Here is a 24324-nt window from a genome sequence, read left to right on the forward strand (position 1 = left end):
CGGACCGACAACCGTCTTGTACCAGCGGTCAACGATGTGCGCCATGTCAGGCCGCCGTCGACTGGTCGATGAACCAGGCCCGCACCGAAGCCGGGTCGTAGCGCAGATGGCGGCCGACCCTGGCAGCGGGTGGGCCGTACTTGCGTTTGCGCCACTGGTACAGCGTCTGCACCGGGACCCGCAGGTAAGCGGAGACATCCTCAACTTCCCAGAGCGGTTCGGGCGTAGGCGGTGCGGTCATCGGGGCTCCTTCCGACTGATGGTGATGTAGGTGCGGCTTTCGCCGCTGTAGCCGGCGGGGCGGGTGCTGGTGCGACAGGTGACCCGCTCGCGGCCGTAGTAGGCGGTGAGCTGAGCCGCGATGGTCGCGGCGTGGGCGGTGACGGTGGCGGTCGGCCCGATGAGTCGGACCGCGACCAGAGGGCGGGGGCGTGTGGGCATGGCTCTCCTTCCGAGGGCTGTGGGGTGGTGATGTTGCTTGCGCTGTGGAGTTGTCAAGGAACGGCTTCACGGGCGTTGACACGTACGTGTCAAGCGGCCAGGGGTTGGGCCGCGCGGGCGGCGGTGAGTTCGTCGGTCAGGGCGTCGATGCCCGCTTGGTGTTGTGCGCGGGCCATGGCGGCGGCGGTGTTGGCGAGTAGGGCGTCTCCGGTGGTGATCCAGCCGGTGGCTTGGTAGCCGAGTTCGTAGATGACCCGTTCGGTCTGCTCGTCGTCCCAGGTGTGGGGGTGGCCCTCGGTGCGCCGCCAGATGGTGCGCTGGAGGCGCAGGAAGCCGAGGGTGACGGAGAAGGCGCGGCTCTTGGTGGCGATGTGTCCGCCGTAGCCGAACTGGTGCGCCCACCGGCGAAGCCGGGCGTAGTCGGGGTGCTCGCCGAGGTCCCAGCAGGCGCGGATGAGCCGTCCGAGGTGGGTGGTCGGGTCGCCGTGGATTTCGACGGAGAGGTCGTCGACGCGGCGCAGGCTCAGGCCGGTTACCTCGGTGCTCTTGGTGACGTACTTGGCGATGTAGCCGGTGATCTGGGCGAGGTTGACTTCATGGCCGGGGGCGTTGACGTGCTTGAGGTCCAGGCCCTTGTCACCCCAGGCGATGTGCCAGCCCTGCCCGCCGATGGCCGGGTGGCCAGCGGAGGTGTAGGCGGTCTTGACGAATGCGGTCCGGACGGCGTGCTCGAACATGTCCCGGGTGATGACCCGGGGCGGCGGCACGATCGCCTCAGGGCAGTCGGGGTTGTAGCCGTCGAGGCGGATGAGGGCGTGGTAGTGGATGACGCCGCGTACCTGGAATTCGTAGACCTTGATGTAGCGGCGGCGCAGGTCCACGCCGAGACTGCGGCCGAGGCGGCGTAGCTCCCGGTCGGCTTGTTGGATGGTGCGGCGCCACAGCTCGGGTGCCTCGTGGTTCCAGACGACCTGTCCGGCGTGGTCGTAGCAGTCCAGGCACAACGGCTGCCCGAGGTGGGCGTCGGCGGCCTTGTGCCGAGCGCCGCAGCGCAGCTCGACGCCATGCGGGCAAGTCCGGCCAAAGGGGTGGCACACCGAGGCCCGGCAGGTGCAGCCGTCCTTCTTGCGGCAGTCCGCTGCGTGGACCTTTACCACCCGGTGGTGCACCGGCCCGAACGATGGGGCGGTGGCGGTCAGGAAGATGGCGATGTGCTCGTTGAGCGGCGGCAATCCCCACCGGTCGCCCTGCAAGCCCGCCTTGATCAGGTGGTAGGTGTCGCGGCGGTACAGCTCAGCGCACGACGGGCAGACCGCAGCGCGACGGTTGCCGCACGGCGTGTAGATCGCCCCATCGGGCATGTCCTCGGTGTCGACGGTGGCCATCCGGTTGCCGTCAGCGTCGTTGACGTGGATCTGCCCAGCGAGCCGGATCGGGTGCTTGCACGCCGAGGCCGCGCGGACGTGCCCGAGCCATTCCGGGTAGTCGGGGTCTTGGGCGCGGGCACGGCCGGACGCGACGGTGCGGGGGTCGTGGCCGCGTACCCACCCGTCGGCGGTCAGGTCGCGGGTGGTGCGGGTGGGGGTTGCCCAGGGCCAGTAGCCGGCGGACTCAGCGGAGGCTCCCGTGCCCGAAACCGTGGTGGTTTCGGGCGCGAGAGGCAACGTCGAGGACGTCACGCGGTGGCTCCCACAGCGGTGCCGTTGTGGGTCTTGTCGTTGATGGTCGGTTGGGTGTTGAGGGCCGTCAGGATGTCGGCGGCCGTGGCGGTGGGGACGCGCAGCCGCACAGCGAGTTGGCCGGGGGTGATCGGTTCACCGTGGGCTTTCTCGTGAGCCGTGGCGACGATGCGGGCGTTGGACAGCACTGCCGGCGGAGGGCCGGTGGTGACCGTCGCGGGTGCTGCTGGTGCCGGGATCGGGTCCTTCTCGGTGGTGTCCGGGGTGGGCTCGACCGTCGTCGGGGTGTCGGTGTCCTCGCCAGAGGTGGGCAGGGCGATGGGTTCGTGGACAGGCGTTGTGATCTCGGTTGTGGGGTTGGTGGCCGGGGTCGCGGCGGCCGGGCGGACCGTCGGCGAGGCGGGGATGTCGGGTGACGACGCCTCGGCGAGGGTGGCCGGCGCAGGTGCCGGGACGAGTTCGGTGGGCCGGGTGTTGGCGTGTTTGGCGGCGAGCAGGGCGGCGGTGGCCATGAGCATCAGGCCATCGACGGCGATGGGACCGAACCAGATGACGAGGGTTCCTTCGTCGTAGTGACGCAGGAGTCCGGACAGGTGTTGGTAGGACACGAACGCGGCGACCAGGGCGACGGGCGGCATTCCGACCCAGCGCAGGACGTCCCAGCCCCAGCCCGAAGGCCACGGGGTGCGGGCAAGGATCTCGATGGCGATGAACAGGAACAGCGGCCAGACGATCGCGGAGACAACCGCGCCGGGCTCAGGACTCCAGTCCTGCGGTGCGCCCTTGGGCGGGACGAAGGAGTGGGCGATGTTCGCGGCGACGGACACGAGTCCGCCGAGGACAAGGCCGAGGTAGGCCCAGCGGGTGGGACGAAGGTTCGTCGTGGTCATGGGGTCACCTCAGGGGTGCAGTCGAGGCAGGAGCCGGTGCGGCGGGGGATGTAGTAGGGCTTGACCTGCCGGCAGTCGGGGCAGGTGCGCCGGGCGGTGAGCGCCTTGGCGATGGCCGCCTGTTGGGCGGGGGTCGCGGTCCGCTTCGGAAGAGCGAGGTCAAGGCGGAACAGGTAGGCGACGCGCTTACCGCGCCGCCAGAGGATCTGCGCGGCGGGTTCCTGGCCGCCGGGGCGCAGGTTGCGCGTGCGCAGTTGCCGGCGGGTCAGCAGCCCGTCGGGGGCGAACTTGAACGGGTAGGTCGGCAGGCCGTAGCGCTCGCCGGTCGGGTCGTAGAACACCATCGGGTCCTCCGCGTCGGCGTCGTCCTGGTCCTGGTCGTCGTCACCGCCGGCAGGGGTGCCGGTGGTGAAGGTGGGATGTTCGTAGGTGTCGCGGTCGATGTCCTCGGGCAGGAACGCCGCCGAACACAGGGCGCAGACAATCGGCCCTTCCTCGAAGGCGGCCTTGGAGATGCGCAGCTTGCGCGGGCACTCGCACTCACACGAGACGCCGTTGTTGTTGTTCGTGCGGGCTTTGCCTTCCCCGGTCGGTTCCGGGTGGCGGTAGAAGCGCAGCGCCACGGACAGCCCTGCGATGGCGGCCTTGTAGCGGGCGCGGGTGAGGTCGGTCAGGGTGCAGGGCGAGTAGCCGAGCTTGTCGTCCTTGGTCGTGGACAGGCCGAGTTCAGCGGCGAGGGTGGCGAACTTCTTGTTGTGCCAGCGGCCCTGCCGGGACGTGTCCTGGATGCCTCGCACGTCGGCGAGGGCGTGGGTGGCTTCGTGCAGGAGCGTGGTGAACACGGCTTCCGGTTCGCGGGACAGGCCCTCACCGGAGATGAGGATCTCGGGCAGTTGCTGCTCGCCGGCTTGCCAGCGCAGGGCGGCGAAATGGCCCCACTTCATGCCCTGACTGGGCTTGGTAGGGGAGCCGGAGCCCACCACAAGGACGGCGGCCGGGACGTCGGCGTGCTGGTCGCGGATCGCAGACCAGGCGGCTTCCAGTGCGCCGACGAGTGCGGCGGTGGAGACGGAGTCTTGACACGTACGTGTCAGGTCGGGGGTGTGGGCGGCGGTGCTCATGCGGCCCTCCGGATGGTGTGTCGGCGGTAGGCGGTGGCGGCGGCGCACAGCGCCTCGATGACGTCGGCCGGCGTGCGGCCAGGGGTGCTCTCCCAGGCGAAGACCGGGGCGTGAAGGCCGGCGTGGCCGACCGCGATGAGGTAGGTGTTGAACCACTCGACGGCGGCCGAGTAGGTGCGCTGGTCGGCGTCGGTAATGCCGGTCAGGTACCAGCGGGGGCGGCCGAACACGGCGGCGCGGATCGCGCCGAGGATCGACGCCGGGTAGGTGCCGATGCGGTGACAGGCGCACTTAGCCGGGCAGGCGTCGTGGGCGTCGTAGAGGCCGGTCGGAGTCCAGCCGTAGCGGCCCAGGTAGAGGGCGGCGCGGTCGAGGACGGCGTGAACGTTGCCGGTCGGCAACGCGGCAACGGTGCTCATCGGGTAGCCCGCCAGACGAGGAACCCGGCGCGGGTGGGCAGCCGCTCTTGGCTGTACTCGTGGTCGGCGTAGGTTTCGAGCTGGTCTTCGGTGGCGTGGGTCCAGTCGTAGTCCTCGGCGCAGTCGCGCAGGACGTCGAGAATGCCGGGCAGGGTTTGGGTTGCGTCGTCGTTCCAGTCGGCGACGGTCTCCGTTGCCGAGGTCGAGGGCGTGTTGTCGTCGAAGTTGGGCGTGCGGCCGTCGTGCCGGAGGAAGTCCGCCAGGCAGGTGACGGTGGTGTCCCAGAGGTCGGCGGCGACACCGTCGCCGCAGTGCCGGTCCTCGATCGCGATGGGACGGCCGTAGACGGCCATGGCGATGGCACCGAGGGTGCAGGCCGGCGGGAACGAATCGTGCTCGCCCAACTCGTACGGATCGCCCTGAGTCCAGCCTCGGATCTCCAGGTAGCGGGCGGCGCAGCGCAGGGTGTCGGCCGGGGTCAGGTCGGCCAGCGCGCCGGGGGTGTGGATCGGTTTTTGGGTAGGGTTCATGGCGGCCACGTCCTTTCGTGGGCGGTGGTTGGGTCGGCGGTCCGGGTTCGCTTTCCAGGGCTTGGTCCGGGCCGTCGACCGCTTCTATCGGTGGTGCAGGTGGAGCCGGAGAATCACCCGCTGCCTGCCGTCACTGACAAGAGCGGGTGCGGAGCGAAAGACCAGGGCGCCCGCGTGTCGGGCGATAGCGGTCAGGGCGGCGATGTCCTCGCCGGTCCCGACGAGCACCAGGTCCAGGACGCGAGTCGGGGTAGCGGTCGTGGTCTTCATGCCGCTGTCCGCAGGTCAGCAGGGGCGACGAGCCCAGAGCGGCGGCGGGTCCAGGTGGCGTAGTCGGCGACGCGGATGATGTCGGCGTCGGTCATGTAGGCGGCTTTGACGCGGTTGGGGGTGCCGCCTTCGGCGATGAGGTAGCCCTCGCCCTGGTTGTTCGGGTCGATGCTGTTGGAGGAGAAGCCGCGGGCGTACCAGCCGTGGCCGAGGACGATGTCGGAGGACACGTCGTTGGTGCAGCGGCCGGCGAACCGCCACGCGAACAGGTCCCGCAGTGACGGCGGGATGATGTCCGACGAGGGTCGCTGGGTGGCGGCGGCGACGATGATGCCGACGGCGCGGCCCCGGGCGACGATGTCGCGTAGCAGGGCGGCGAACAGGTCCTGGTCTTTCTTGTCTCCGGCGGTGGCGGAGAAGTAGGCGATCTCGTCGCAGGCCACGAGGATCTGACCGAACAGGTCGTTGGGTCCGATCTTGCGGCGGCGGTGCGACAGCAGGAACGCGTACCGGTTGTCCATCACCGTCTGGACGCGGCGCAGGGTGCGGATGGCGTGGTCGATGTCGGGGCCGACGAACACGTCGGCGGCGTCCTTCCACAAACCCAGCTCGACCTGCTTGCCGTCGAGCAGGCACAACCTGACGTCCGGGCACAGGGCGGCGTGCCCGACGATGGTGTTCAACAGGCTGGATTTGCCCGCGCCGGGTTCACCGCCGATGAGGATGTTGCGGTAGATCATCGGCAGGTAGGCCGGGTGGCCGAACTCGTCGATGCCGAGGAAGACCGGGTCGAAGATGGACAGGCCCGCGCCGACCGGCACCGTCTGTGGCGCATCCGGTTGCGGGGGCAGTTCGATGGTGTCCGTGAGGTCCATGGCAGGGCTCCCGGGGTCGGTTGACACGTACGTGTCAAAGCGGGTGAGGGGGTGGGAAGGGCGCGGACGCTCGACCCGTCGTCGGGTGCTTGGTCCGCGCCGTCCCGGAGGTTGGTTAGGCGTAGTCAGAGGGGTCGAACCCGCTCGGGTTCGTGGTGTTGGTGGTGGGGTTGTTGCGCGGCTTGCGCTGGCGGGGAGTGTCGGCCGGTGCGGTGGCCGGCTGGTCGGGCACGTCGGGCAGGTCCAGGCCGACAGGCGGCATGCCCGGTGAGGTGGGGGCGTTGGCCGGGATGTCGGTGGGGACGTAGTCCGGCAGCGGCGACACGACCTTGCCCGCGAGGGGTTCGCGGCGGGTGATGTCGATGCGGATCAGTGCGGCGTACTTGCGGCCGGCGCGCATGACGCGGACCTCGTTGGCCCAGCACGCCACAGCGAGTTTCTGCATCTGGCCGTCCTGCTCCAGATCGCGCAGAGACAGGCCGGGGCGCAGCCACACCCAGACCCGCTCGCCGGCCGGGGTTGGCTTGGCGGGCAGGATCAGCGGGAGTGAGCCGTGCCGGTTGGTGGCGATGAACGCCGCGAAGCACATCCGCAGCCGATGCCGCACGGTCAGGCACCAGATCCAGGCCATGACCCGACGACGGATCGGGCTGATGGCGGCGGGGACGCCGACGACCAGGGCGACGACGAGCAGCGAGCCCCACAGCGGGGTCGACTGCATCACCGTGGTCCAGCCGTAGACGGCGGCCAGGCCGAGCAGGATCTCGGGCAGCCAGTGCCAGAAGACGCGCAGCACCGGCCACGCCACGATCAGCGCGAACACCACCGCGCCGAGCACCGCGCCGAGGACGACGCCGAGCAGTCCACCCACGATGGGGTGCGTGTAGTGCGAGGCCACGGTGGCGGCCAGGAGGCCGACCACGCCGAGGGTGACCCAGAACGCGATGATGGCCCGACGACGATACGAGCGGGCGATCGGCGCTTCGATGACAGTGACGTGACCCCCACGGTTCGACCAGCCGAACGGGGACCTCTGGCTAGACTTGGACACGACAAGTCCTCCCTAGTAGGGACCTTGTTGGACAGGACGCGGGGTCGCAGACGACGCCAATCAACGGCGACCCCGTGTCCACCTCTTCGCTTCTGTGGAGCCGATCTCGCACGTCCGCCGCTAGGCGGCGGCGGTGTCCAGCGCGGTCAGGGCCGAGGCCCGGAACGCGACACCCGAGCGGACCTTTCCGTCCCGGTCGTTGACCCAGGGCAGCGCCTCCAGGTTCACCGGCACGACCGGCTGACGAACCGTGACGGCCGGCATCACCGGGCTGACCACGGTCACGTTGATGACCTCGGCGCTACCGTCGGCGAGGGCGTAGAGCTGCACCGCCCACATCGGGGCCTTCGTCTCCCGGTCGAACTTCTGCTGACCCGACTGGTCCAGCTTCGGAACCGGGTTCACCGCGACCTCGTACGACACCCGCGAGGTGTCCAGCAGCAGACGTCCCATGACTGACTCCTTTTGCTCGTGAGCAGGGCCCCTACCGTCGGGCCAGTCGCGTCCTTCCTGGACGCCAGCTCTTCTGGAATCAGAATGCTTCGATCGGTAGTGACGAGTTCACCACGAGACATGGACGACTAGGGACGTCTTTGGTAAGGTAAGTCGTCCCTGTAAGTCGTCACCCCACGCGCCAAGGAGTCGAGATGCCGAACGACCGCCTACGCGACGGGATGTTCAAGAAGGGCCTGACGCCCACCGCCCTTGCCGAGAGGCTCAGCGTCGATCCGAAGACGGTCGAGCGTTGGGTAACCCAGAATCGGAATCCCTATCCGCGCTACCGCCACTCCATCGCGGAGCTGCTGGAGGAAAGCGAGTCGTACCTCTGGCCGGACGCGCTGCCGACGCAGCGGGCAGTGCAGGTCAGCCAGTCGGAGGTGGTCCACATTTACCCTCGCCGCGGAGCCGTGCCAACCGACCTCTGGCAACGGCTGTTGGACCAGGCGACTCGACAGGTCGGCGTCCTGGTCTACGGCGGGCTGTTCCTGCCCGAGTTCAACCACCGATGGGTGCCGACGCTGCGTGAGAAGGCGATGGCCGGGGCGCAGGTCGAGTTGTTGTTCGGTGATCCGGAGGGCAAGCACATCGCCGAGCGGGGAAACGACGAGGGCATAGGTTCGGCGATGTCCAGCAAGATCCTCAACTCTTTGGCGTTCTACAAGGAACTACGCGACTTGCAGAACGTAGGGATCTACTATCACGACACGATTCTCTACAACTCCATCTACCGGTTCGACGACGAGATGCTGGTCAACACCCACCTCTACGGCACGCCAGCGGCCTACGCGCCGGTCGTGCACCTGCGTCGCCTCGGTGGTGGAGAACTCTTCGACAGCTACCTCGCGAGCTTCAACCAGGTACTCGGCGTGAAGCGGGCTGTCTGGCCCGAGCACTAGCCCGCCGATGGTGAGAGGCTGATGACATGGCCCGGACCGAACACTTCAACAACCCCGAGGCACCCAAGGCGAACACGATCGTCGTGGCAGTGACCGTCTTCGTTCAGGACGAGCAAGGGCGCGTGCTGCTGATCCAGCGCACCGACAACGGCCTGTGGGCGCTGCCCGGTGGCGCCCAAGACTTTGGGGAGTACATCGCCGAGACAGCCGTGCGTGAGACGCGTGAGGAGTCTGGCGTGCAGATCGAGGTAATTGGGGTCATCGGCATCTACACAAACCCGAACCACGTCGTGGAGTACAGCGACGGCGAAGTGCGGCAGCAGTTCTCCATCTGCTTTCGCGGGCGTTACGTCAGTGGCAACCCGATGACCAGCGACGAGTCATCCGCCGTCCGGTGGATCGCACAAGGTGAGCTAGACGATCTCGAAATCCACCCGTCAATGCGGCTCCGCATTCAGCACGGCTTTGAAAGGCAAAGCCAGCCCTACATCGGTTGAGCTGCCATCCGCGACTCAGTCCGTCGCACCGCTTCTAGTAGGGGCCTTTCTGCCTTCCGCCAGAAACGCGTCACGAGATGGTCAGGACCGTACCGCTCACGAATCTCGGCCAGTCGCTCCTGCACAGTCAAATCTTGGCCGTCGGGTCCGGTTGTCATGTCAGAGTATGAGAGGGCATCTGATACCGCTGACGCCTCGTCCGGGAACTCGGAGGAAAGTGCTTGACCGAGACCACGTTCGTCCGCCTCATAGGAAGCGCATGAGTGGTGAGCGACCAGGCTAGCAAGGCGTATATCCCACCCGTTCCGGACGAGCCATCGCGCACCGTCCAACGAATGGAAACCCGAATCAACGATCTCAGGCGCGTAACCGATGTCGTGAAGCCAAGCAGCTGCTACAAGCAGGTCGGCGTCGGACCCAGCCACTCGACTCAGGTGCTCCGCCTTCGCCCCTACCCCTCTCACGTGGCACCAACGACGCGGAAGGTCGCCCGCTAGGTGTCGCTCCGCAGTCCGCGACGCCTGCTCTCGGATGCTCTCCACGTGACGATCGTAGGCGGGCCGACCGCTCCACGCCAGATCCTGGGACCGGAAGTGCGCTGGATTCGACACTATTGTCCAGTGGGTTGAGTTGGACCGGTGGGGCTAATGCGTTCAAGCAACGCTTGTCGGGCCGCCTGGACTTGCTCAAGTGGTAGATGTAGTTCTCCGCGCCCAATTCTTTGCAGTTTATCCTGGTACCAGGCCTCTACCACCTCGGGCGTTACTCCCCAATCAGTAATGGCGGCAGCGCCGATGGTTGAAGACAATCGTTCATCCACGTCCTGAAAAAGCCTACGTGCGTCGATGAGGAAGGAGATCATCCGTGCTCGGCCTTCGTCGCTGCAGAAATCTTCCGCCCGATCACGCCAGAAGGCGTGCGCAAGGTGGTTTCGCAGCCTCAGCGCTCTCGTGAGATCCGCCGCTAGCTGGGGATCGTCCTGCACTTTCGGACCCAGCTTCTTGACGAGGGCGCCCATGGTGGACTTGAAATTGTCGTCCCAGGGGTCTGAGAGCAGACGCTGAGCATCTTGTCGTGCGGCCAAGAGCCGAGTGGCGGCAAGGATATTGACTAGTTCATGTTCGAGTACCGCCGCTCGGTAGAAGGCAAGGCCGAAGTGTGCAAACGTCGTCTTTTCGTCGGGATCTTCATCCTCCTCGCCAGTTTGGTTGACGTCGTCGGATACCGCGATCGGCGATCCAGGCGACCCGAATCGCACTACGTATAGATCGTCCATCGATCCAGTATCCAGTGAGGCGCAAGTGTTCGGCACGTCACGCTAGCGAGGCTCCACGATGGCGATCTGCACCAGGACGCACCAGGACGGGACGGGACGGGGCACCAGGACGGGCACCAGGACGGGAGGGTGTGAGAACTTTCTGTACGGGATCAAGGCGGCCCGCTTCGCAGGCCGCTCGCGCCGCCGACCAGGGGCCGACCAAGCTCGGTCGCCGATCGGGGACCCCGCGCCCTTAGCGCAAGCGCACGGGCGCACCCCGAACGGTTGCAGCCCCGCCGGCGGCGCGACATACGAAGAAGCCCCGGGCCGCCATGAGTGGTGGCAGATCCGGGGCTTGGGTTTGGTCAGGTGCAAGAACAGTGCCTCTGGCGGGGCGCTCGGGCGCTCCAGGATGGTTGGCGCCATCCCGACAACCTCCGTCCGGGCGGAGCCGAGCAGGTGGGGCCTGCCCGGTCAAGGTCGTTCAGACGGTGGTGTGCTCCACCTTGACCGGGCAGGCCCCACCCGCTCCACGAAGTGCGGACGAAGGCCGACGGGATGGCTGATGGCGAGCCGGAACGACGAGAGCGGACTACCAGCGCGCAAGCGCCACCCCAACGAAAATGTTCATCGGGCAGCTGCCTTCGCTCGCATATACGAATTCCGCAGTCCGTCGAAGTCCAGATGTCCAAGACCCAGAGCCGCGCCGGGCGTGATACCCGCCTTCATGTAGTCCTCGACAAGGAACATCAGAATCAGATAAAAGATAGAAATGCCACGAGGTATGCGGGTGGTAGACACCGAATCGTCATCGGCGCTCGGTCGCTTCAACCAATCCGACGCGAAGCGCCAGAGTAGGTCAGAGTGCGCCTTCATGAGTCGATCCACTTCCGAAATGTCAGAGATACCTAAATGCTGCAACTCCTCCGCTCGCGCCGCCGCGTAGCCGAGGTCAATGGAAGGCCGCAGTTGCTTCTCAATAGACCGAGCAACTTTCTTGTCAAGGTCAGAAACCAAAGAGGTTGAGATGTAGGCGGCGAGGGACTCATCGTCCAGTGGAACATTATCCAAGCGTTGCTCGCTCACTGCCACCTGCACAGTGTCGCGGTGCTGGGTAAGTTCCGACCTCAACTTCGTGAACTCGCTGTCGGCCAGCTCAAGTAGGCTGGCGAGTTGGGAGAAGCGTCGCTTTGCCTGATCCGGCACCACGCCGCCAGGCTTGTAGCCGAGGTCATGTTCCACTTCTGCCCAAGCGTGTTGAAGGACGGACCTGATTTGAATTTCAAACCGTACATCTGCGAACCGGCGATATTCGACAAGGTGGCTTCGCTTGTCGTGTAGCCGAACAATGTAATGTAGCGAAAGGTATCCGAATCTGTCCGGGGCAAGGGTCTTCCGCTTGTCTATCGAGTTTTCCCAGTCGATCTCGAAGTCGTTCTCAATCAGACTGGCAACCTTGTCGACCTCGTCTTCGAAGTATGTGATCACTCGGACGCCCAAAAGATCCGTCAAATCCATCAGGGAGCCGTAACGGCCACTCTTGTTCTGGAACTTGCGAAGAGCGCTTGATTTCTCCTTGACTCTGTAGTCAATTGAATGCGGACGGATGTCTACAGATTCGAGAAGGCTAGAAACTAACCCCTTCACCAGTGGCCCAAGCGCGTTCAGGCGAGCCACATTAGCGTCCCACGGCGGTTCATCTGCTGCCATGGCCACACGGTAACGACGGGCTGTTGCGGTGTCACTCCGCAGGGCGGTGGAGTTCGATGCTGGCCCAATGTCCGGCGAGGCCGACCGGCCCGGTGGGGATGAGGGACCAAGATCATGCCGTTTCCAGGCCGTCGAACGAGAGCCAGCAGTGACCATCGCTGACCATCCATGCCGGGTATAGCAGCAGGCCAGAGGTGCAGTCGTCCGGTTTGATCGACTACGCCCCCGCCCTAGATCAATACCGCTGGAAGTAGCTCTCCCGGCGGCGGGGGTGGCGACCACTCTCGCGTTGATCGGTTGATGAACCACCCGATCAACGAGTGCCACCGGTCGCGCCGCGGATGCGGCTGCCTCGGCGAGACGGTGTCGATCAGGGACTCAGCCGCCGGGCTGACCTGACGGCAGCGGCGGTGCCACGGTGACGAGCCGGGCCGTCGGTTCCAGGTTGGCGCAGAGCTTCCGGGGGAAGGCGGGTGCGGCTTTCACGACCGCGTCGCACCCACCCGACGTGGTCCGGGCGACAGTCGACCATCCGGCCGGCTCGTTGCGCAGGAAGTAGCGCCGGACGGCGGTGTTGGCCTCACACCCCGGGCGAGGCTCGGCGCCGCACGCGGTCGGGTCGTCGGGCACGGTCATGATCAACCAGTTTCCGTCACAGGCTTCGACGTGGCCCTGCGAGTGGCGGGACACGTCCATCCCCCGTACGGCCGCACGCGTCCAGGTCGGATCGCAACGGTCCTTCGGTGGGTTGCAGCCCAGGTTCTCGTCACAGCGGGTGTAGGCGCCGTTCTTCAGCGCCCACGTCTTCTGGTTGAGCGAGAGCGGGCGGTTGCCGATCGGCTCCTCCGACGTGAGGGTTACCTCGGCGGGCTCGAAGGTCGGGCAGGCGCCAACGGTGGCGGACTCGGCCGAATCCTGCACGATGTTGGCGAAGATGACGCCGTTCTCTTCTGTGTGGTAGCCGACCCGTACGTTGCGGGAGCAACCATCGTTACCAGCGAGCGCCTTGACCTGCACGGTCACCTCCCGGGCACCTGGACCGGGCGTCACGCCGCTCACCTCGGCCTCGTAGGTGCCCCACACGGCGGACGCGCTCGGGGCGGCGTCTCCGGGCCGGGTCTGTGGCTCCGCGCAGGCAGCCACCGTGGGCACCGCGGCGGTCAGCAGGCAGAGAACGGTTGCGAGGCGGCGCATGGCTGGCATTCTGCCCGGCCGCGCCACGTCCCGCGGTCCCTGTCGGGCTGCGGTTCGCAGGCTCGGGACTGCCGCTTAGGTCATAGATCGAGCACGCCGACGGTCTGACCACCGCTCTGCTCGCCGGTCGGCCGGAAACCCAGTTTCAGGTAGAACTCCTCTGGTCCTCCTGGCCGGGGAGCCCAGGTGACATAGGCGCGGGTGCCGCCTCGCGCGCGGATCTCCGCGCAAACGGCCTCGGCGGCGAATCGGCCGTAACCCTTTCCCTGGGCGTCCGCCGCGATATTCAGCCGCCAGAGGCCGGAGCGCAGGTCATCCGGATTGTGGCTCCATTGGATGTCCAGGAAGGCCATCAGAAAGCCGACCACCTGATCACCGTCACAGATCAGCCTCGGCCAGGCGTTCGATGCGAAGACGTACGCCTCGGCGAGCGACTTGACCACCGGCGCGACGAGGTCCTCCTGATCGGGGCGCACCGACAGTTCGAGAGCCGCCTCGTAGTTTTTCGGCGTGACTTTCTCCAACCGCATGTCGTGGACCATAACGGGCGGATGTGGAATCAGCGAATGGCTATCGAACAGCATTCAGTGCGTCGTGGAAGTCGGCGGTGGCTTGCTCGTGGGGGTAACGGCGGTGGAGTTCGACGTCCACTTCGCCGGCGACGAGCAGCAGCGAGGGCAGGGACCGGCGAGACGCGGCGAACGCTGTCACCCCCTGCTCGACGGCCCGGTCCAGGTCGCCAGCGCGCAGGGCTGTGGCGGCGAGAGTGAGCCTCGCTTCGGCCATCCGCATGGGTGACCGATCGATGCCGTCCGGCCCGGTGCCGAGACGCAGGACCTCGTTGGCGTAGTGCTCGGCGAGAGTGTCGTGTTCAGCGAGCCGGTAGGCGTCCATCGCGTAGAACAACCATTTGCCCGGATCGACTTCGAAGTGGTTGTCGGGTCGTTCTGGTGCACCGAGTTCGTCGAGGAGCCGCCGACCACAATCGAGTGCCGTCCGCGCACCGTGGAGATCGCCGAGCCGTGCGAGCGCCTTGGCTTCCTGCGCGACCAGTTGCACGGCCACCCTCTGCCGCCCAGCAACCTCCTGCCCGGCCCGGGCCGCGGTCAACGCCGCCTCGTGGCGGGACTGGGTGAGTGCGAACCAGGCCGTCATCTCCCACGCCCAGCCGGTGATGCCGGCGTGAGCGGCTTCGTCGCCGAGTTGACGGGCAGCAGTACGGGTGGCCTCGGCGCTGGCGCGCATCCCGAGATCGTATTCAACACAGCCGATCAACAGTGCCAACCAGCCGGCGCACACCAGCAATTCGCGGTGCTGTCGTAAGCCGGTCGGTCGTTGCAGCAGCCGGGCGACCTCACGCAGCCAACTCTGACCTTCGGCGCGGAGTTCCCTCGCGTCGCGCCATCCGTACTGGCAGCACAACTCGGTCACGGTCGCCTGCAACGTCTCGATGGTGGCGGGGGCGGTGTCGCTGGCGTGCATCCGATGTAGCAGCTCGACGGTCTCCGACGGCCTGGTGTCGGTAGCGGCGGCGACATCCAGGGCGGCGCAGGCGATCAGCTCCCCGCGAGCGGCGAGGACGTCGTCGATCCGACGGGCCAGATCCTCGCCGGGCCGGCGACGGCCGTTCTCAAGCCGGGAGAGGTGCCCCTTGTCGGCGGGCAGCAACTCGGCAAGAGCGGCCAGGCTGAGCCCACGCGCCTCCCGCGCTGTCCGCATCCGGACGCCGAATGTTGGCATGTCTCGCGCCTCCCGCCGGAGTTGCCGGGTTGCCGGCGCTGGCTGGCAACGCGCAACCCGTCGACCGATGTGAGCGTACCGCCGCACGGTGTACGGGACGAGCACGCGCAGTGATCGGTGGGAGGCGTGGTGGCAATGCGGGAGCGATTCAAGCGCTGGTGGCGCAGACGGCATCTGGTCCAGTTGGACCGAACCGGAGCAGCGACCTGCTACCCGCAAAGGTCCGGCGCGCGTCGGATCACGACGCGGGACGGCAGTCCCGGTGGGCGGGCAGCTCTGTGATGGCCGGCGTGCCCCAGATGGCACGTGCGAGCCAGGCTGAGCGGTTGGTGTCAGCGCTGGATCGCCGGATGAACGGGGAGCACCTGCCGCGCCGGCCGCAGTGGCACTGTCAGACGTGTGCGGCTGACCCGCCCTGGCCGTGCCACCCCGCGCGGGTACGCCTGGCCGAGGCGTACGCGCGTGACCGCATCGGCCTTTCCATGTACGTCGGTGGCCTGCTCTTCATCGTCGTTGTGGAGTTGTCCGAGGTGGCGCCGGCCGAGTTGTACGAGCGGTTCGTGGCGTGGACGCGCTGATGGGCAGCATCCACCCGGGCGATGAGGGCATGCACTACTCCGACTGGTCGCACCGATGGTGCGGCGGGCCGATCGACGAGGCCGGGAGTAAGGCCTGGCAGGCGGCGTTACGGGAGCACTTGGAGGCGCACCGCCGAGGGGAGGACGCGAGGCGGCCCACCACCTCGCTCTCCACGGAGCGACGCCCTGTCGACCGGACGTGAACCTCGGGCGGGTCAGAGGCTGAAAGTGAGGAGTCCGCACACGGCCAGCGGCACCACTGCGGACAGGGTCCCCACGAGGACCGCCGAGCCGATCCGGGTGCGGGAGGCGAGCACCGCGAGCGACGCCAGGCTGACCAACAACGCGAGGAACATCGCCGGTAGGGCGACGTAGAGCCCGATGAGCAGCATCCGGGATCGTTCCGAGTCGCACACCTCGCCGCAGTCCGCCGGGACGGCCCCGGAAAGGGTGCCGAGAAACAGGCCGAACGCCACGACGACGGCCGCGTACCAGCCGATCAGAACCAGGAACGAGATGCGCGGGTCGGCCATGCGAACGAGGCCGGGCCACCGTGGGGGCGACAGCGTCATGGCGGAAGTATCCGCCATCGCACGAGCGGAGTCAGCGTCCGGCATATTGCGCCGCTACTCGCGCTCGGTTGTGCCGGATCTGTGTCCGGCCATGACAGCCGCGGATTGCCGGCGCGGCCCTCGCTGACGGCACCCTCGCGGAGTACCAGAGAGTCCAGCAGCAGCCCCGCATTGCCACGTGACCCCCGGGACAGCAGGCGGTCAGGGGCTGTTTACGCTGCTGTCGGTTGCCTTTTGCACTCACGCGCGCGCGTATTCTAGCGATATGGCCGCCTCTAAGCAGCAGATCGAGCGCGAAATCCTGCGCATCCTCCGTGCTGCGCGTCAAACCACAGGTGAGCGCCGCACGATCCTGCTGCGCGACCTCGCCGAGCAGATGGTCGACCTGCGCGAGCACTACCTGACCACGTCCGGAGACCCTGACTGGACCGGGCGCACCGGGTTGTACCGGTACGCCGTACGCGAGCTGTACGCCCAGGCTGGCTACAGCCCCGACGAGCGGAAGACCACCCAGACCTCCACCCGGTACCACGTCGGCAATCTGGTCCGCACGCGTGTGTCTCAGGAGACCGCCGACGCTCTCGGTCTGGGACGCGCCAGCCCGCAGGACCGCAGCCGCATGCGGAGCCGACGCGACCGCGACGAGCTGCGCGAACTGCTGGCCGAGGCCCGCGAGCTGCTGGCCGCGCAGAAGAAGAACACCGGAGGCGCACAGTAGCTACACCTCGGCGCATTAGTTCGTGCCCTACTCGCTCGACCTGGCCTCCTACTGCCCGCGGTCGACTGTGCTGCTGGTCGCGGGGCGCGTTGTCGACTGTCGTTAGGGTCGAGGGCGTGGAAGCCGTCCGGCGCTATCCGAAGGCTCTCGCCAGCACTGCCGTCCACATGCTGGTCGTTGTCGTCGTCTTCGATGGGTGGGCGATCGGCCTCTTGGTGCTTGCCGAGCACTTTCGCGATAGCTGGCTTGTCGGCCGACTGTTGGCCATGATCGGGTTCTATCTCGCGTTCGGCGGTGCGCTGCTCGTCACGCTGCTCCTTCTCACGGCCGTGTTGGGGCCGAGCCTGGCCGCGAAGTTGTTCTTCGTGCGCAACAAGGCGCTCAGCCCGGACGTGGTGCGCGACCTGACTGCGAAGGAGGCTGCTCCTGTCACGGTTCCGATCGCATCGGGGCAAGGCGTGCTGCGGGTCATTCCGGTCAAGCCGCAGTGGTGGCTCGACGACGACGCCTTATCCGACGACGTCGCGCCGATCGTCGCAGTGGAGGACGTCGAGTATCGGTTGCCTGGGTGGGATCCGTACGACGTCGCAGTTCCAGCCGGCGCCGTTAACGTCGTGGCTTGGGTGCCGCGTCGCAACGGGAATTCGGGGCGACGAGTCCGGAACTCCTTCCCGGTGCCTGAGGGGCGTGTCGGTGCGTTGGTATTCCGACCTTCCTCGATACCGGAGCTCCCCGGCACGGTGGAGTCGCTGAATAGCGAGTTGACGGGAACTCTTTCGTTGTTCCGGCTCGCGTTAGCAGCCGCGCTGCTCATCGGGGTTGCCTATGCGGCATGGCGGCTAGCCACCGGGTAGGCCACAGCCAGCCCCGGAGGCGCAATGCGTTCATGACGGCGACACCATCTTCCATCTCCGTAGACCGGATCGAAGTAAGAGTCGATCTAGCTTCCGAGGGTCGACGTTCGTCTGCCCGCGGAGCTGGCGAACGTTGCGATGGGCGCGACGTTCTCCGCCGCCAGTGGTCAGGTGGCTACCTGATCGCGCTGACGGCCAGCATCCACCCGATGGGGTCAGAGGCTCGCGGCGAGGACGTCGCACACGGCCAGTGGCAGCACCGCGCTCAGCGTTCCCACCAGGGTCGACGAGCGGATCCGGGTGCGGGACACCAGCACCGTGAGCATCGTGAGACCGGCCAGCACCAGGAACGCGGTGCCGGGGTCGGCCCTGCCCGTCTCGGCGAGGGCGGGGAGTGGCGCTGACAGCGTCATGGCCGAAGTATCCGACATCGCGCGAGCAGCGTCAGCCCTCGGCGTGATGCGCTGGCGTCGCCGGGTCGACCGGGACCACGTCCGCGAGGAGTGGGTGGCTACTAGGTTTCGGAGCATGTCTCCTGGACCTTCGCGCCACCGCCCCGGCGTCGGTTGGCTGGTGCGTCGGCTGCCGACCCGGGCGGTCGAGGCGGCGTCCCACCTCCAGGCGTTCGTGCTCTCCGGCGTGGTCACGGTGCTGGCCGTGCGGGCGTACCTGGAGGCTGCCGACTATCCGCAGCTCGGCGGCGGCGGGCTGCACATCGCGCACGTGCTCTGGGGTGGCCTGCTGCTCGCGGTCGGCCTGGGGATCCCGCTGGTCTTCCTGGGCGAAGGGCCACGCACCGCCGGGGCGATCGTCGGCGGCGTCGGTTTTGGCCTGTTCATCGACGAGGTGGGCAAGTTCGTCACCACCGGCACCGACTACTTCTACGCCCCGGCGGCCGCCATCATCTACGTCGCGTTCGCGCTGCTCGTCCTGCTCACCCAGGCGGTACGCGGGCGTACCGGCCGATCGCAGTTGACCCCGGCCGAGCGTACGGCCAACGCGCTGGACGTGGTGCTCAGCGGTCTGCCCGCCGGGCTGACCGACCGGCGCCGGGCGGACGTGCGGCGTCTCGTGCGGGGCACCGGGCCTGCCGCCGAGGCGGCCGTGGAGCATTTGCTGGACGCGGTGCCCCGACGCGAGCCGCCCCCGGTCCGGTTCTGGCAGCGGGCGGCGGACCGGGCCCGGCGTCTCGCCGCCTGGGCGACCCGGCAGCGCTGGCTGGTCTGGCTGGTGGTGGTCTACCTGGTGGTGGAGCCGGTGCTGATCGTGGTGGGGGTGCTGCTGGACGGTGTGACCGGAGAGCTGGACCAGGAGCGCGAGTGGGGCGCGGTGCTCGGTGTCACCGCCACCGCGCTGGTCACAGCGGTGCTCAGTCTGCGGGCGGCGTGGCTGCTGCGCCGGAGCCGGCTCGACGCGTTCCGACTGTTCAAGCTCGCACTGCTCGTCGACCTGCTGTTCGGGCAGATCTTCAACTTCACGGTCAACCAGTTCAGTGCGGTCGCCGTGGTCGCGATCGACCTGGCCCTGCTGGGGGTGGTGACCGCCGAGCACCGCCGGTTGCGGCGTGCCGCCGACCAGGGTGCCATCCTCGCCGCTCCCTAGGATGATCACCGAGGACGGTCGTAATGAAGGGCGTTTCCCATGGTGAACAGAAGCGACGTCGAGGCGGCTGCCGCGCTGGTGCAGGGGCGGGTTCGGGAAACCCCGGTCATCGCCGTCGACGGCGTCGACCTGGGCGTGCCCGGGCAGCTCAGCCTCAAGCTGGAGCTGCACCAGCACACCGGCTCGTTCAAGCCGCGTGGCGCGTTCAACCGGATGCTCCAGGGGCCGCTGCCGTCGGCGGGGGTGATCGCCGCCTCTGGGGGCAACCATGGCCTCGCGGTCGCGTACGCGGCCCGCGCGCTGGGCGTACCGGCGGAGGTCTTCGTGCCGGTGACCTCCTCGCCGGTCAAGGTGCAGCGGTTGGCTGGGCTGGGTGCCCAGGTGCGGCAGGTGGGTCAGCACTACGCCGAGGCGTTGGCGGCGAGCACCCAGCGGGCTGACGAGACCGGCGCGTTGGTCGTGCACGCGTACGACCAGCCGGAGGTGGTGGCCGGTCAGGGCACCGTCGGCCGGGAGCTGGAACGGCAGGTGGACGGGATCGACACCGTGCTGGTGGCGGTTGGCGGCGGCGGTCTGGTGTCCGGCATCGCCAGTTGGTTCGACGGGTCGGTACGCGTCGTCGCCGTCGAGCCCGAGCAGATCCCCACGCTGCACTCCGCTCTGAAGGCGGGCGGACCGGTCGACATCGAGGTGGGCGGCATCGCCACGGACTCGTTGGGTGCCCGGCGGATCGGCGAGATCGCCTTCGACACCGCTCGCCGTACCGCGGTGGAGTCGGTCCTGGTGCGCGACGAGGATCTGGTGCGGGCCCGCCGGCTGCTCTGGTCGGAGCTGCGGGTCGCCGCCGAGCTGGGCGGTGCCACCGCGCTGGCCGCGTTGGTCGGTGGCGCGTACGTGCCGCAGGCGGGGGAGCGGGTGGCGGTGATCATCTGCGGTGGCAACACCGACCCGAGTGACCTGGGCCCGGCCGCGCCGCACTGACCAGGTCCGGCGGGGAGCAACCCCCGCCGGACCATCGGCCCGTCCGTCAGATGGGGTAGGTGCGGGCGACGGCCAGCATCTCGGAGCTGTGCGACCCGACGACGCCGACGTCCGGCGGCCGGGGGCGGAACCCGGGCAGCGCGTCCAGCCCGTCGCTCGCGTCCATGGCCCGCAGCGCCACCTGCCCGCCGTTCGGGCGCACGGTCAGGGTGACCTCGAAGCCCTCTGTCGGTGGGGCGTGGAACACCAGCCCGAAGCCCCACTTCCCCTCCCGGGGCTCCACCGGCACCGAACGGCCGGCGACCTCGGCCCGCAGCACCGTGGCGGTCGACGCGTCGACGTGCAGGGTGGCGAGCCGGACCGCCCGCTGCGGGGTGAGCCGCAGCCGCAACGTGCGCTCGGCACCGGAGGTGCTGTCGGCCAGTACCTCCAGCTTCGGCGCCGGCAGGTTCGCCGCCGCCGCCGGCCCGGCCCGCAGCTCACCGTCGCCGAGCCCGGGGAAGTCGTCCTCGACGCTTGTCAACCCGTCCACGTAGCCGGCGGTCCACGGCTGCGGACCGCTCTCGTGGCTGAGCCAGCGGGCCTGGCCGGTGCCGGCGTCCATGGCGTACATCAGGTGGGTTGGCGCGGGGTGCTCGGCGTCGAAGCGGTCCACGACCAGCCCGACCCCGGCGAGCACCACCGCCGCCAGGGCGGCGGCACCGGCCGGCAGCACGGCGAGCCGCCGGGCCCGCAGCGCCCGCATCCCACGTTGGCCGCCGGCCTGCGGGTGCAGCAGGTCGACCACCGGCAGGGCGGTCAGGCCGAGCAGCACCGCGACCAGCGCGGCGACCCCGCCCATCGCCATGCCGAGCGCGGGGAAGAGCAGCACCACGGTGGGCAGCAGGATGACCACACCGACTGCGGCGGCGGCGGTCACCGCCACCACGGGCCACGGCCCGGTCTGCCGGGTCCGCAGCGCGACCAGCCCGCCGAGGGCGCCGGCCAGGGCCGGCAGGGTGGTGAGGTACGCCCCGCCGGGCACCGCCACGGCGAGCAGCACCCCGAGCAGGGCGAGCCAGGCCAGCCCGCCGACCGCGAGCGCGGCCGGGCCGATCCGGCGGCGGGTCAGCGCGTACCAGGTGAACAGGATGGCGGCGGCGAGCGCCAGCACGGCCAACCGATACCAGATCGGTCGGTACGGGTCGAGCAGCTCGGCGTACCCCGGACGGATCGTGGTGATCGCCAGCCAGAGCAGCTGCGCGGCGACCGGCGCGGCCACAATCGGCACCAGGGCCAGCCCGAACCCGGCGGCCAGCCGGCCGGTGCTGGCCCGGCCACTCCGGCGGGTCAGCCAGCCCAGCGCGGCCACCGCGAGCACCGCCAGCAGGGCCAGCGGCAGGGTGAGCCAGCCGGGATAGCGGACCAGCCCGCCGGGGACCGGGAAGTAGGTGGCGTCCTGGCCGGAGCGCAGGTCGGTCAGGTCGGTGCGGCCGAACTCCCGGGCCAGACCCAGCGCGTTGTCCCCGTGCTGCTGGAGGCTGCCCTGGTCGATCGACGCCGGGGTGTCCAGCGGCGTGTGGTAGATCGCGCCGCCGTCGATGTACGCCGAGTTCAACCCGACGAACTTCTGGTCCAGGAACGCGGTGAAGTCGGTGTCGTTGGGCAGCGCCCGGTAGATCTCCACCGCGAACGAGGTGCCGACCGGGTGCGGGGCGGCCCGGCCGAAGACGTCCACCAGCTTCGCGTTGTTCCGGGACGTCTCGAACATGATCACTGGCCCGGTGGACCCGCGCGCCTCCAGGTTGAGCACCACCCCGCCGTCGGCGGCGAGCGGATGGCTGGCGGCGAACGCCGCCGCGCCGCAGAGGCACGCCTCCTCGGCGTCGGTCAGCACGAAGACGATGTCGTTGCGGGGCCGGGGGCCGGTGGTCAGCGCGCGGGCCACCTCCAGGATGGTCGAGGTGCCGGCCGCGTCGTCGTTGCCACCCGGCCCGGTCTGCACCGAGTCGTAGTGCGAGACCAGGAAGACCCGGCCAGTCGGGTCGGTGCCGGGCAGCCGGGCCACCACGTTGCGGACGCGGGCCAGGGTCGCACCGCCCGCCGCCCCGCTGAGCTGGCCCGCCTCCGGTGCCACGGTGTCCTGCACCTCGGTCTCCAGGCCCAGCCCGCGTAGCCGCTGCTCAAGATGCGCGCGGACCTGGTCGTTGGCCGGGCTGCCGGCGACGTGCGGCCGGGCGGCGATCACCTGCACGTCCTCGTACGCCCGGCTGGCGCTGAACTCACCCGCCGGCGCGTCGGCCGGCGCCGGGGCCGGGGTGCGCAGGTCGAGCAGGCTGCCGGCGCCGACGGCGACCAGCGCGACCAGCGCCGCAGCGGCGGCCACGAGCCGCCGGCGCGGTCGGGCCAGCGCACGATCGGCAGCGGGTACGCCCGGACCCGGACGGACCGGTGTGCCCGCCGTGGCAGGGGTGGGGGGTGCGCCCACGGGAACTCCTCGATGGTGGTGGTGCCTGGGGTGGCACCATCCTGCCCTCCGCCACCATGGGACGGCACACCCGGACGTCCATCGATCGCCGGCCCGTCGGCGAGCAGTGACCCGGCCCATCCCCGCCCGTGCCGCGCCCGTCGTGTTGTGTGCGACCGTTGTCTAATACAGGATCAGCGGGGCACTCGGAAGGAGCCCGACATCACCAGCGAACTCCCGCGTCTCGCGGCGGTGACCCGGCCGCAGCGGGGAGCCGGCCTGGCCGGTTCCCCCGTCGTGCCGTACCCGCACGGTGGCCTGGGGCGACACGCCAACCTGCCGCCCGGTGAGCGGTTGCGGGTGCTGCTGGTGGAGGACGACGAGGGCGACGCCTTCCTCGTCGGTGAGCTGCTCGCCGAGACGAACTCGATGATCGACCTGTTGGTCGCCACCAGCCTCAGCGAGGCGCGGCAGCAGATCACGAACGTCGACTGCGTCCTGCTGGATCTGGGCCTGCCCGACGCGCAGGGGCTGGACGGGCTGCGCCAGGTGCTGGAGATGTCCAGCGGCGCGGCGGTCTGCGTCCTGACCGGCCGTTCCGACGAACATCTCGGCATCGTGGCGGTCGCCGAGGGCGCACAGGACTACCTGGTCAAGGGTCAGGTGGACGGCGTGCTGCTGACCCGGGCGCTGCGCTACGCGGTGGAGCGCAAGCGCGCCGACGTCAACGCCCGCCGGCTGCGTGAGGTCGAGCTGCGCCAGGCCGAGTCGGCCCGACTCGAACGTGGCCTGCTGCCCCAGCCGCTGATGACGACCGACCAGGTGGCCGTGCACACCTTCTATCGACCCGGCCGGCATGCCGCGCTGATCGGTGGGGACTTCTTCGATGTGGTGCAGACCCATCCCGACCGTCTCGACCTGATCGTCGGGGACGTCTGCGGGCACGGGGTGGACGAGGCCGCGCTCGGCGTGGAGCTGCGGGTTGCCTGGCGCGCCCTGGTGCTCGCCGGGGTGCCCGACGACGAGGTGCTGCCCGCGCTGGAGCAGGTGCTGATGAGTGAGCGCCGGCTTCAGGAGATCTTCGCGACGGTGGCCACCACCCGGCTCGACCTGGACGCCAACCGGGCCACCGTCCGGCTCGCCGGGCACCCGCCGCCGCTGCTGCTCTCCGGTGGCCGGGTCACCCCGGTGCCCGCGCCCGGTGGCCTGCTGCTGGGGGTACGCCCCCGCCGGCCGATCGCCTACGACCTGGAGTTCGACACCGATGACTGGTCCCTGTTGATGTATACCGACGGCCTGATCGAGGGGCGGGTGGGCGCGAGCGACGAGCGGCTCGACGTGCCGGGTCTGGGCGGGCTGCTCGACGAGCCGGCCAACCGCCAGGTGCCGCTGCCCGAGCTGCCGGCCTGGCTGGTGGGCCGGGCCGAGCAGCTCAACGGTGGTCCGCTCGCCGACGACGTGGCCATGCTGCTGGTCAGCCGGGGTGATGGCCGGTGAAGCC

Annotated in this window: 28 protein-coding genes; 8 read left to right on the forward strand and 20 right to left on the reverse strand. The window is 68.8% G+C overall.

Annotated elements, in window-relative coordinates; all coding sequences use genetic code 11:
• Positions 1-46 precede the first annotated feature (46 nt).
• The 11 genes from ABZ808_RS24000 to ABZ808_RS24050 all read right to left on the reverse strand — a co-directional run bounded on the left by ABZ808_RS24000 (position 47) and on the right by ABZ808_RS24050 (position 7729).
• The gene (locus tag ABZ808_RS24000) at positions 47-241 is read right to left on the reverse strand and encodes a helix-turn-helix domain-containing protein (protein WP_357010483.1); all 195 of its coding nucleotides are present in this window, start codon (positions 239-241) and stop codon (positions 47-49) included.
• Entirely contained in the window at positions 238-441 is a 204-nt protein-coding gene (locus ABZ808_RS24005; RefSeq protein WP_357010486.1) for a hypothetical protein, read from the reverse strand. Before ABZ808_RS24005 ends, ABZ808_RS24000 begins: the two co-directional genes overlap by 4 nt.
• Before the next feature lie 89 nt (positions 442-530).
• Positions 531-2120, reverse strand: a complete 1590-nt coding sequence (locus tag ABZ808_RS24010) for a replication initiator (protein ID WP_357010489.1) — start codon at positions 2118-2120, stop codon at positions 531-533.
• On the reverse strand, positions 2117-3010 hold the full coding sequence (locus tag ABZ808_RS24015) for a hypothetical protein (RefSeq protein ID WP_357010492.1): 894 nt from the start codon (positions 3008-3010) through the stop codon (positions 2117-2119). Before ABZ808_RS24015 ends, ABZ808_RS24010 begins: the two co-directional genes overlap by 4 nt.
• A complete protein-coding gene (locus ABZ808_RS24020) occupies positions 3007-3354 on the reverse strand; it encodes an RRQRL motif-containing zinc-binding protein (RefSeq protein ID WP_357010730.1) in 348 nt (115 codons plus the stop codon). The genes ABZ808_RS24015 and ABZ808_RS24020 overlap by 4 nt, the downstream gene beginning before the upstream one ends.
• A gap of 773 nt (positions 3355-4127) precedes the next feature.
• A complete protein-coding gene (locus ABZ808_RS24025) occupies positions 4128-4550 on the reverse strand; it encodes a hypothetical protein (RefSeq protein WP_357010494.1) in 423 nt (140 codons plus the stop codon).
• Complete coding sequence (locus ABZ808_RS24030) at positions 4547-5080, reverse strand: hypothetical protein (protein ID WP_357010497.1); 534 nt, start codon at positions 5078-5080, stop codon at positions 4547-4549. The genes ABZ808_RS24025 and ABZ808_RS24030 overlap by 4 nt, the downstream gene beginning before the upstream one ends.
• 84 nt (positions 5081-5164) lie before the next feature.
• The gene (locus ABZ808_RS24035; protein WP_357010500.1) at positions 5165-5350 is read right to left on the reverse strand and encodes a hypothetical protein; all 186 of its coding nucleotides are present in this window, start codon (positions 5348-5350) and stop codon (positions 5165-5167) included.
• A complete protein-coding gene (locus ABZ808_RS24040; RefSeq protein WP_141908912.1) occupies positions 5347-6225 on the reverse strand; it encodes an FtsK/SpoIIIE domain-containing protein in 879 nt (292 codons plus the stop codon). Before ABZ808_RS24040 ends, ABZ808_RS24035 begins: the two co-directional genes overlap by 4 nt.
• Positions 6226-6340: 115 nt before the next feature.
• Positions 6341-7276: a hypothetical protein gene (locus ABZ808_RS24045; protein ID WP_357010503.1), complete on the reverse strand. Its 936-nt coding sequence runs from the start codon at positions 7274-7276 to the stop codon at positions 6341-6343.
• 120 nt (positions 7277-7396) lie between these two features.
• Complete coding sequence (locus ABZ808_RS24050; protein ID WP_357010507.1) at positions 7397-7729, reverse strand: hypothetical protein; 333 nt, start codon at positions 7727-7729, stop codon at positions 7397-7399.
• Positions 7730-7923: 194 nt separating this feature from the next.
• Here ABZ808_RS24050 and ABZ808_RS24055 point away from each other — a divergent pair, with 194 nt between their 5' ends.
• Positions 7924-8673, forward strand: coding sequence for a helix-turn-helix transcriptional regulator (locus ABZ808_RS24055; protein ID WP_357010510.1), 750 nt, complete (start codon positions 7924-7926; stop codon positions 8671-8673).
• Positions 8674-8699: 26 nt separating this feature from the next.
• Positions 8700-9170 (forward strand): NUDIX domain-containing protein, encoded by a 471-nt coding sequence (locus ABZ808_RS24060; protein WP_357010512.1) that lies wholly within the window; start codon positions 8700-8702, stop codon positions 9168-9170.
• Here the strand turns inward: ABZ808_RS24060 and ABZ808_RS24065 are convergent.
• From ABZ808_RS24065 to ABZ808_RS24090, 6 genes are all read right to left on the reverse strand, one after another.
• On the reverse strand, positions 9158-9781 hold the full coding sequence (locus ABZ808_RS24065; protein ID WP_357010515.1) for an HD domain-containing protein: 624 nt from the start codon (positions 9779-9781) through the stop codon (positions 9158-9160). The genes ABZ808_RS24060 and ABZ808_RS24065 overlap by 13 nt on opposite strands.
• Positions 9781-10446, reverse strand: a complete 666-nt coding sequence (locus ABZ808_RS24070; RefSeq protein ID WP_357010517.1) for a hypothetical protein — start codon at positions 10444-10446, stop codon at positions 9781-9783. The genes ABZ808_RS24065 and ABZ808_RS24070 overlap by 1 nt, the downstream gene beginning before the upstream one ends.
• 609 nt (positions 10447-11055) lie before the next feature.
• Entirely contained in the window at positions 11056-12138 is a 1083-nt protein-coding gene (locus ABZ808_RS24075; protein ID WP_357010519.1) for a hypothetical protein, read from the reverse strand.
• A gap of 378 nt (positions 12139-12516) precedes the next feature.
• Complete coding sequence (locus ABZ808_RS24080; RefSeq protein ID WP_357010521.1) at positions 12517-13332, reverse strand: hypothetical protein; 816 nt, start codon at positions 13330-13332, stop codon at positions 12517-12519.
• A gap of 80 nt (positions 13333-13412) precedes the next feature.
• On the reverse strand, positions 13413-13862 hold the full coding sequence (locus ABZ808_RS24085) for a GNAT family N-acetyltransferase (protein WP_357010523.1): 450 nt from the start codon (positions 13860-13862) through the stop codon (positions 13413-13415).
• Positions 13863-13902: 40 nt separating this feature from the next.
• Positions 13903-15072, reverse strand: coding sequence for a helix-turn-helix domain-containing protein (locus ABZ808_RS24090; protein ID WP_357010525.1), 1170 nt, complete (start codon positions 15070-15072; stop codon positions 13903-13905).
• Between the two features lie 350 nt (positions 15073-15422).
• Here ABZ808_RS24090 and ABZ808_RS24095 point away from each other — a divergent pair, with 350 nt between their 5' ends.
• Positions 15423-15650: a hypothetical protein gene (locus ABZ808_RS24095; RefSeq protein ID WP_357010528.1), complete on the forward strand. Its 228-nt coding sequence runs from the start codon at positions 15423-15425 to the stop codon at positions 15648-15650.
• 215 nt (positions 15651-15865) lie between these two features.
• Here the strand turns inward: ABZ808_RS24095 and ABZ808_RS24100 are convergent, their stop codons facing one another.
• The gene (locus ABZ808_RS24100; RefSeq protein WP_357010531.1) at positions 15866-16222 is read right to left on the reverse strand and encodes a hypothetical protein; all 357 of its coding nucleotides are present in this window, start codon (positions 16220-16222) and stop codon (positions 15866-15868) included.
• Between the two features lie 265 nt (positions 16223-16487).
• On the opposite strand from ABZ808_RS24100, the gene ABZ808_RS24105 reads away from it, so the two are divergent.
• Both ABZ808_RS24105 and ABZ808_RS24110 read left to right on the forward strand, forming a co-directional pair.
• Positions 16488-16940 (forward strand): hypothetical protein, encoded by a 453-nt coding sequence (locus tag ABZ808_RS24105; protein WP_357010533.1) that lies wholly within the window; start codon positions 16488-16490, stop codon positions 16938-16940.
• 116 nt (positions 16941-17056) lie between these two features.
• Positions 17057-17794, forward strand: coding sequence for a hypothetical protein (locus ABZ808_RS24110; protein WP_357010536.1), 738 nt, complete (start codon positions 17057-17059; stop codon positions 17792-17794).
• 215 nt (positions 17795-18009) lie between these two features.
• Here ABZ808_RS24110 and ABZ808_RS24115 read toward each other — a convergent pair whose 3' ends face one another.
• Positions 18010-18207, reverse strand: a complete 198-nt coding sequence (locus tag ABZ808_RS24115) for a hypothetical protein (RefSeq protein ID WP_357010538.1) — start codon at positions 18205-18207, stop codon at positions 18010-18012.
• Positions 18208-18376: 169 nt separating this feature from the next.
• On the opposite strand from ABZ808_RS24115, the gene ABZ808_RS24120 reads away from it, so the two are divergent.
• Together ABZ808_RS24120 and ABZ808_RS24125 are read left to right on the forward strand one after the other, a co-directional pair.
• On the forward strand, positions 18377-19396 hold the full coding sequence (locus ABZ808_RS24120; protein ID WP_357010732.1) for a hypothetical protein: 1020 nt from the start codon (positions 18377-18379) through the stop codon (positions 19394-19396).
• A gap of 39 nt (positions 19397-19435) precedes the next feature.
• Positions 19436-20377 carry a threonine/serine dehydratase gene (locus ABZ808_RS24125; RefSeq protein ID WP_357010540.1) on the forward strand — a complete coding sequence of 314 codons (942 nt, stop codon included), beginning with the start codon at positions 19436-19438 and terminating at the stop codon, positions 20375-20377.
• A gap of 46 nt (positions 20378-20423) precedes the next feature.
• On the opposite strand, the gene ABZ808_RS24130 is transcribed toward ABZ808_RS24125, so the two are convergent.
• Positions 20424-22742, reverse strand: coding sequence for a M28 family peptidase (locus ABZ808_RS24130; RefSeq protein ID WP_357010734.1), 2319 nt, complete (start codon positions 22740-22742; stop codon positions 20424-20426).
• A gap of 333 nt (positions 22743-23075) precedes the next feature.
• Here ABZ808_RS24130 and ABZ808_RS24135 point away from each other — a divergent pair, with 333 nt between their 5' ends.
• Positions 23076-24320, forward strand: a complete 1245-nt coding sequence (locus ABZ808_RS24135) for a fused response regulator/phosphatase (protein WP_357010543.1) — start codon at positions 23076-23078, stop codon at positions 24318-24320.
• The last annotated feature ends 4 nt before the right edge of the window (positions 24321-24324 follow it).

The sequence above is a fragment of the Micromonospora sp. NPDC047527 genome, assembly GCF_040643015.1.
Classification (GTDB): Bacteria; Actinomycetota; Actinomycetes; order Mycobacteriales; family Micromonosporaceae; genus Micromonospora.

Excerpts from the sequence above, each read along its gene's own strand:
- ABZ808_RS24105 (WP_357010533.1), top strand. The coding sequence starts at position 16,488 with ATGGCCGCCTCTAAGCAGCAGATCGAGCGCGAAATCCTGCGCATCCTC.
- ABZ808_RS24080 (WP_357010521.1), bottom strand. The coding sequence starts at position 13,332 with ATGCGCCGCCTCGCAACCGTTCTCTGCCTGCTGACCGCCGCGGTGCCC.
- ABZ808_RS24050 (WP_357010507.1), bottom strand. The coding sequence starts at position 7,729 with ATGGGACGTCTGCTGCTGGACACCTCGCGGGTGTCGTACGAGGTCGCG.
- ABZ808_RS24075 (WP_357010519.1), bottom strand. The coding sequence starts at position 12,138 with ATGGCAGCAGATGAACCGCCGTGGGACGCTAATGTGGCTCGCCTGAAC.
- ABZ808_RS24020 (WP_357010730.1), bottom strand. The coding sequence starts at position 3,354 with ATGGTGTTCTACGACCCGACCGGCGAGCGCTACGGCCTGCCGACCTAC.
- ABZ808_RS24030 (WP_357010497.1), bottom strand. The coding sequence starts at position 5,080 with ATGAACCCTACCCAAAAACCGATCCACACCCCCGGCGCGCTGGCCGAC.
- ABZ808_RS24060 (WP_357010512.1), top strand. The coding sequence starts at position 8,700 with ATGGCCCGGACCGAACACTTCAACAACCCCGAGGCACCCAAGGCGAAC.
- ABZ808_RS24125 (WP_357010540.1), top strand. The coding sequence starts at position 19,436 with ATGGTGAACAGAAGCGACGTCGAGGCGGCTGCCGCGCTGGTGCAGGGG.
- ABZ808_RS24100 (WP_357010531.1), bottom strand. The coding sequence starts at position 16,222 with ATGACGCTGTCGCCCCCACGGTGGCCCGGCCTCGTTCGCATGGCCGAC.
- ABZ808_RS24090 (WP_357010525.1), bottom strand. The coding sequence starts at position 15,072 with ATGCCAACATTCGGCGTCCGGATGCGGACAGCGCGGGAGGCGCGTGGG.
- ABZ808_RS24035 (WP_357010500.1), bottom strand. The coding sequence starts at position 5,350 with ATGAAGACCACGACCGCTACCCCGACTCGCGTCCTGGACCTGGTGCTC.
- ABZ808_RS24115 (WP_357010538.1), bottom strand. The coding sequence starts at position 18,207 with ATGACGCTGTCAGCGCCACTCCCCGCCCTCGCCGAGACGGGCAGGGCC.
- ABZ808_RS24000 (WP_357010483.1), bottom strand. The coding sequence starts at position 241 with ATGACCGCACCGCCTACGCCCGAACCGCTCTGGGAAGTTGAGGATGTC.
- ABZ808_RS24040 (WP_141908912.1), bottom strand. The coding sequence starts at position 6,225 with ATGGACCTCACGGACACCATCGAACTGCCCCCGCAACCGGATGCGCCA.
- ABZ808_RS24005 (WP_357010486.1), bottom strand. The coding sequence starts at position 441 with ATGCCCACACGCCCCCGCCCTCTGGTCGCGGTCCGACTCATCGGGCCG.
- ABZ808_RS24070 (WP_357010517.1), bottom strand. The coding sequence starts at position 10,446 with ATGGACGATCTATACGTAGTGCGATTCGGGTCGCCTGGATCGCCGATC.
- ABZ808_RS24095 (WP_357010528.1), top strand. The coding sequence starts at position 15,423 with ATGAACGGGGAGCACCTGCCGCGCCGGCCGCAGTGGCACTGTCAGACG.
- ABZ808_RS24085 (WP_357010523.1), bottom strand. The coding sequence starts at position 13,862 with ATGCGGTTGGAGAAAGTCACGCCGAAAAACTACGAGGCGGCTCTCGAA.
- ABZ808_RS24055 (WP_357010510.1), top strand. The coding sequence starts at position 7,924 with ATGCCGAACGACCGCCTACGCGACGGGATGTTCAAGAAGGGCCTGACG.
- ABZ808_RS24025 (WP_357010494.1), bottom strand. The coding sequence starts at position 4,550 with ATGAGCACCGTTGCCGCGTTGCCGACCGGCAACGTTCACGCCGTCCTC.
- ABZ808_RS24015 (WP_357010492.1), bottom strand. The coding sequence starts at position 3,010 with ATGACCACGACGAACCTTCGTCCCACCCGCTGGGCCTACCTCGGCCTT.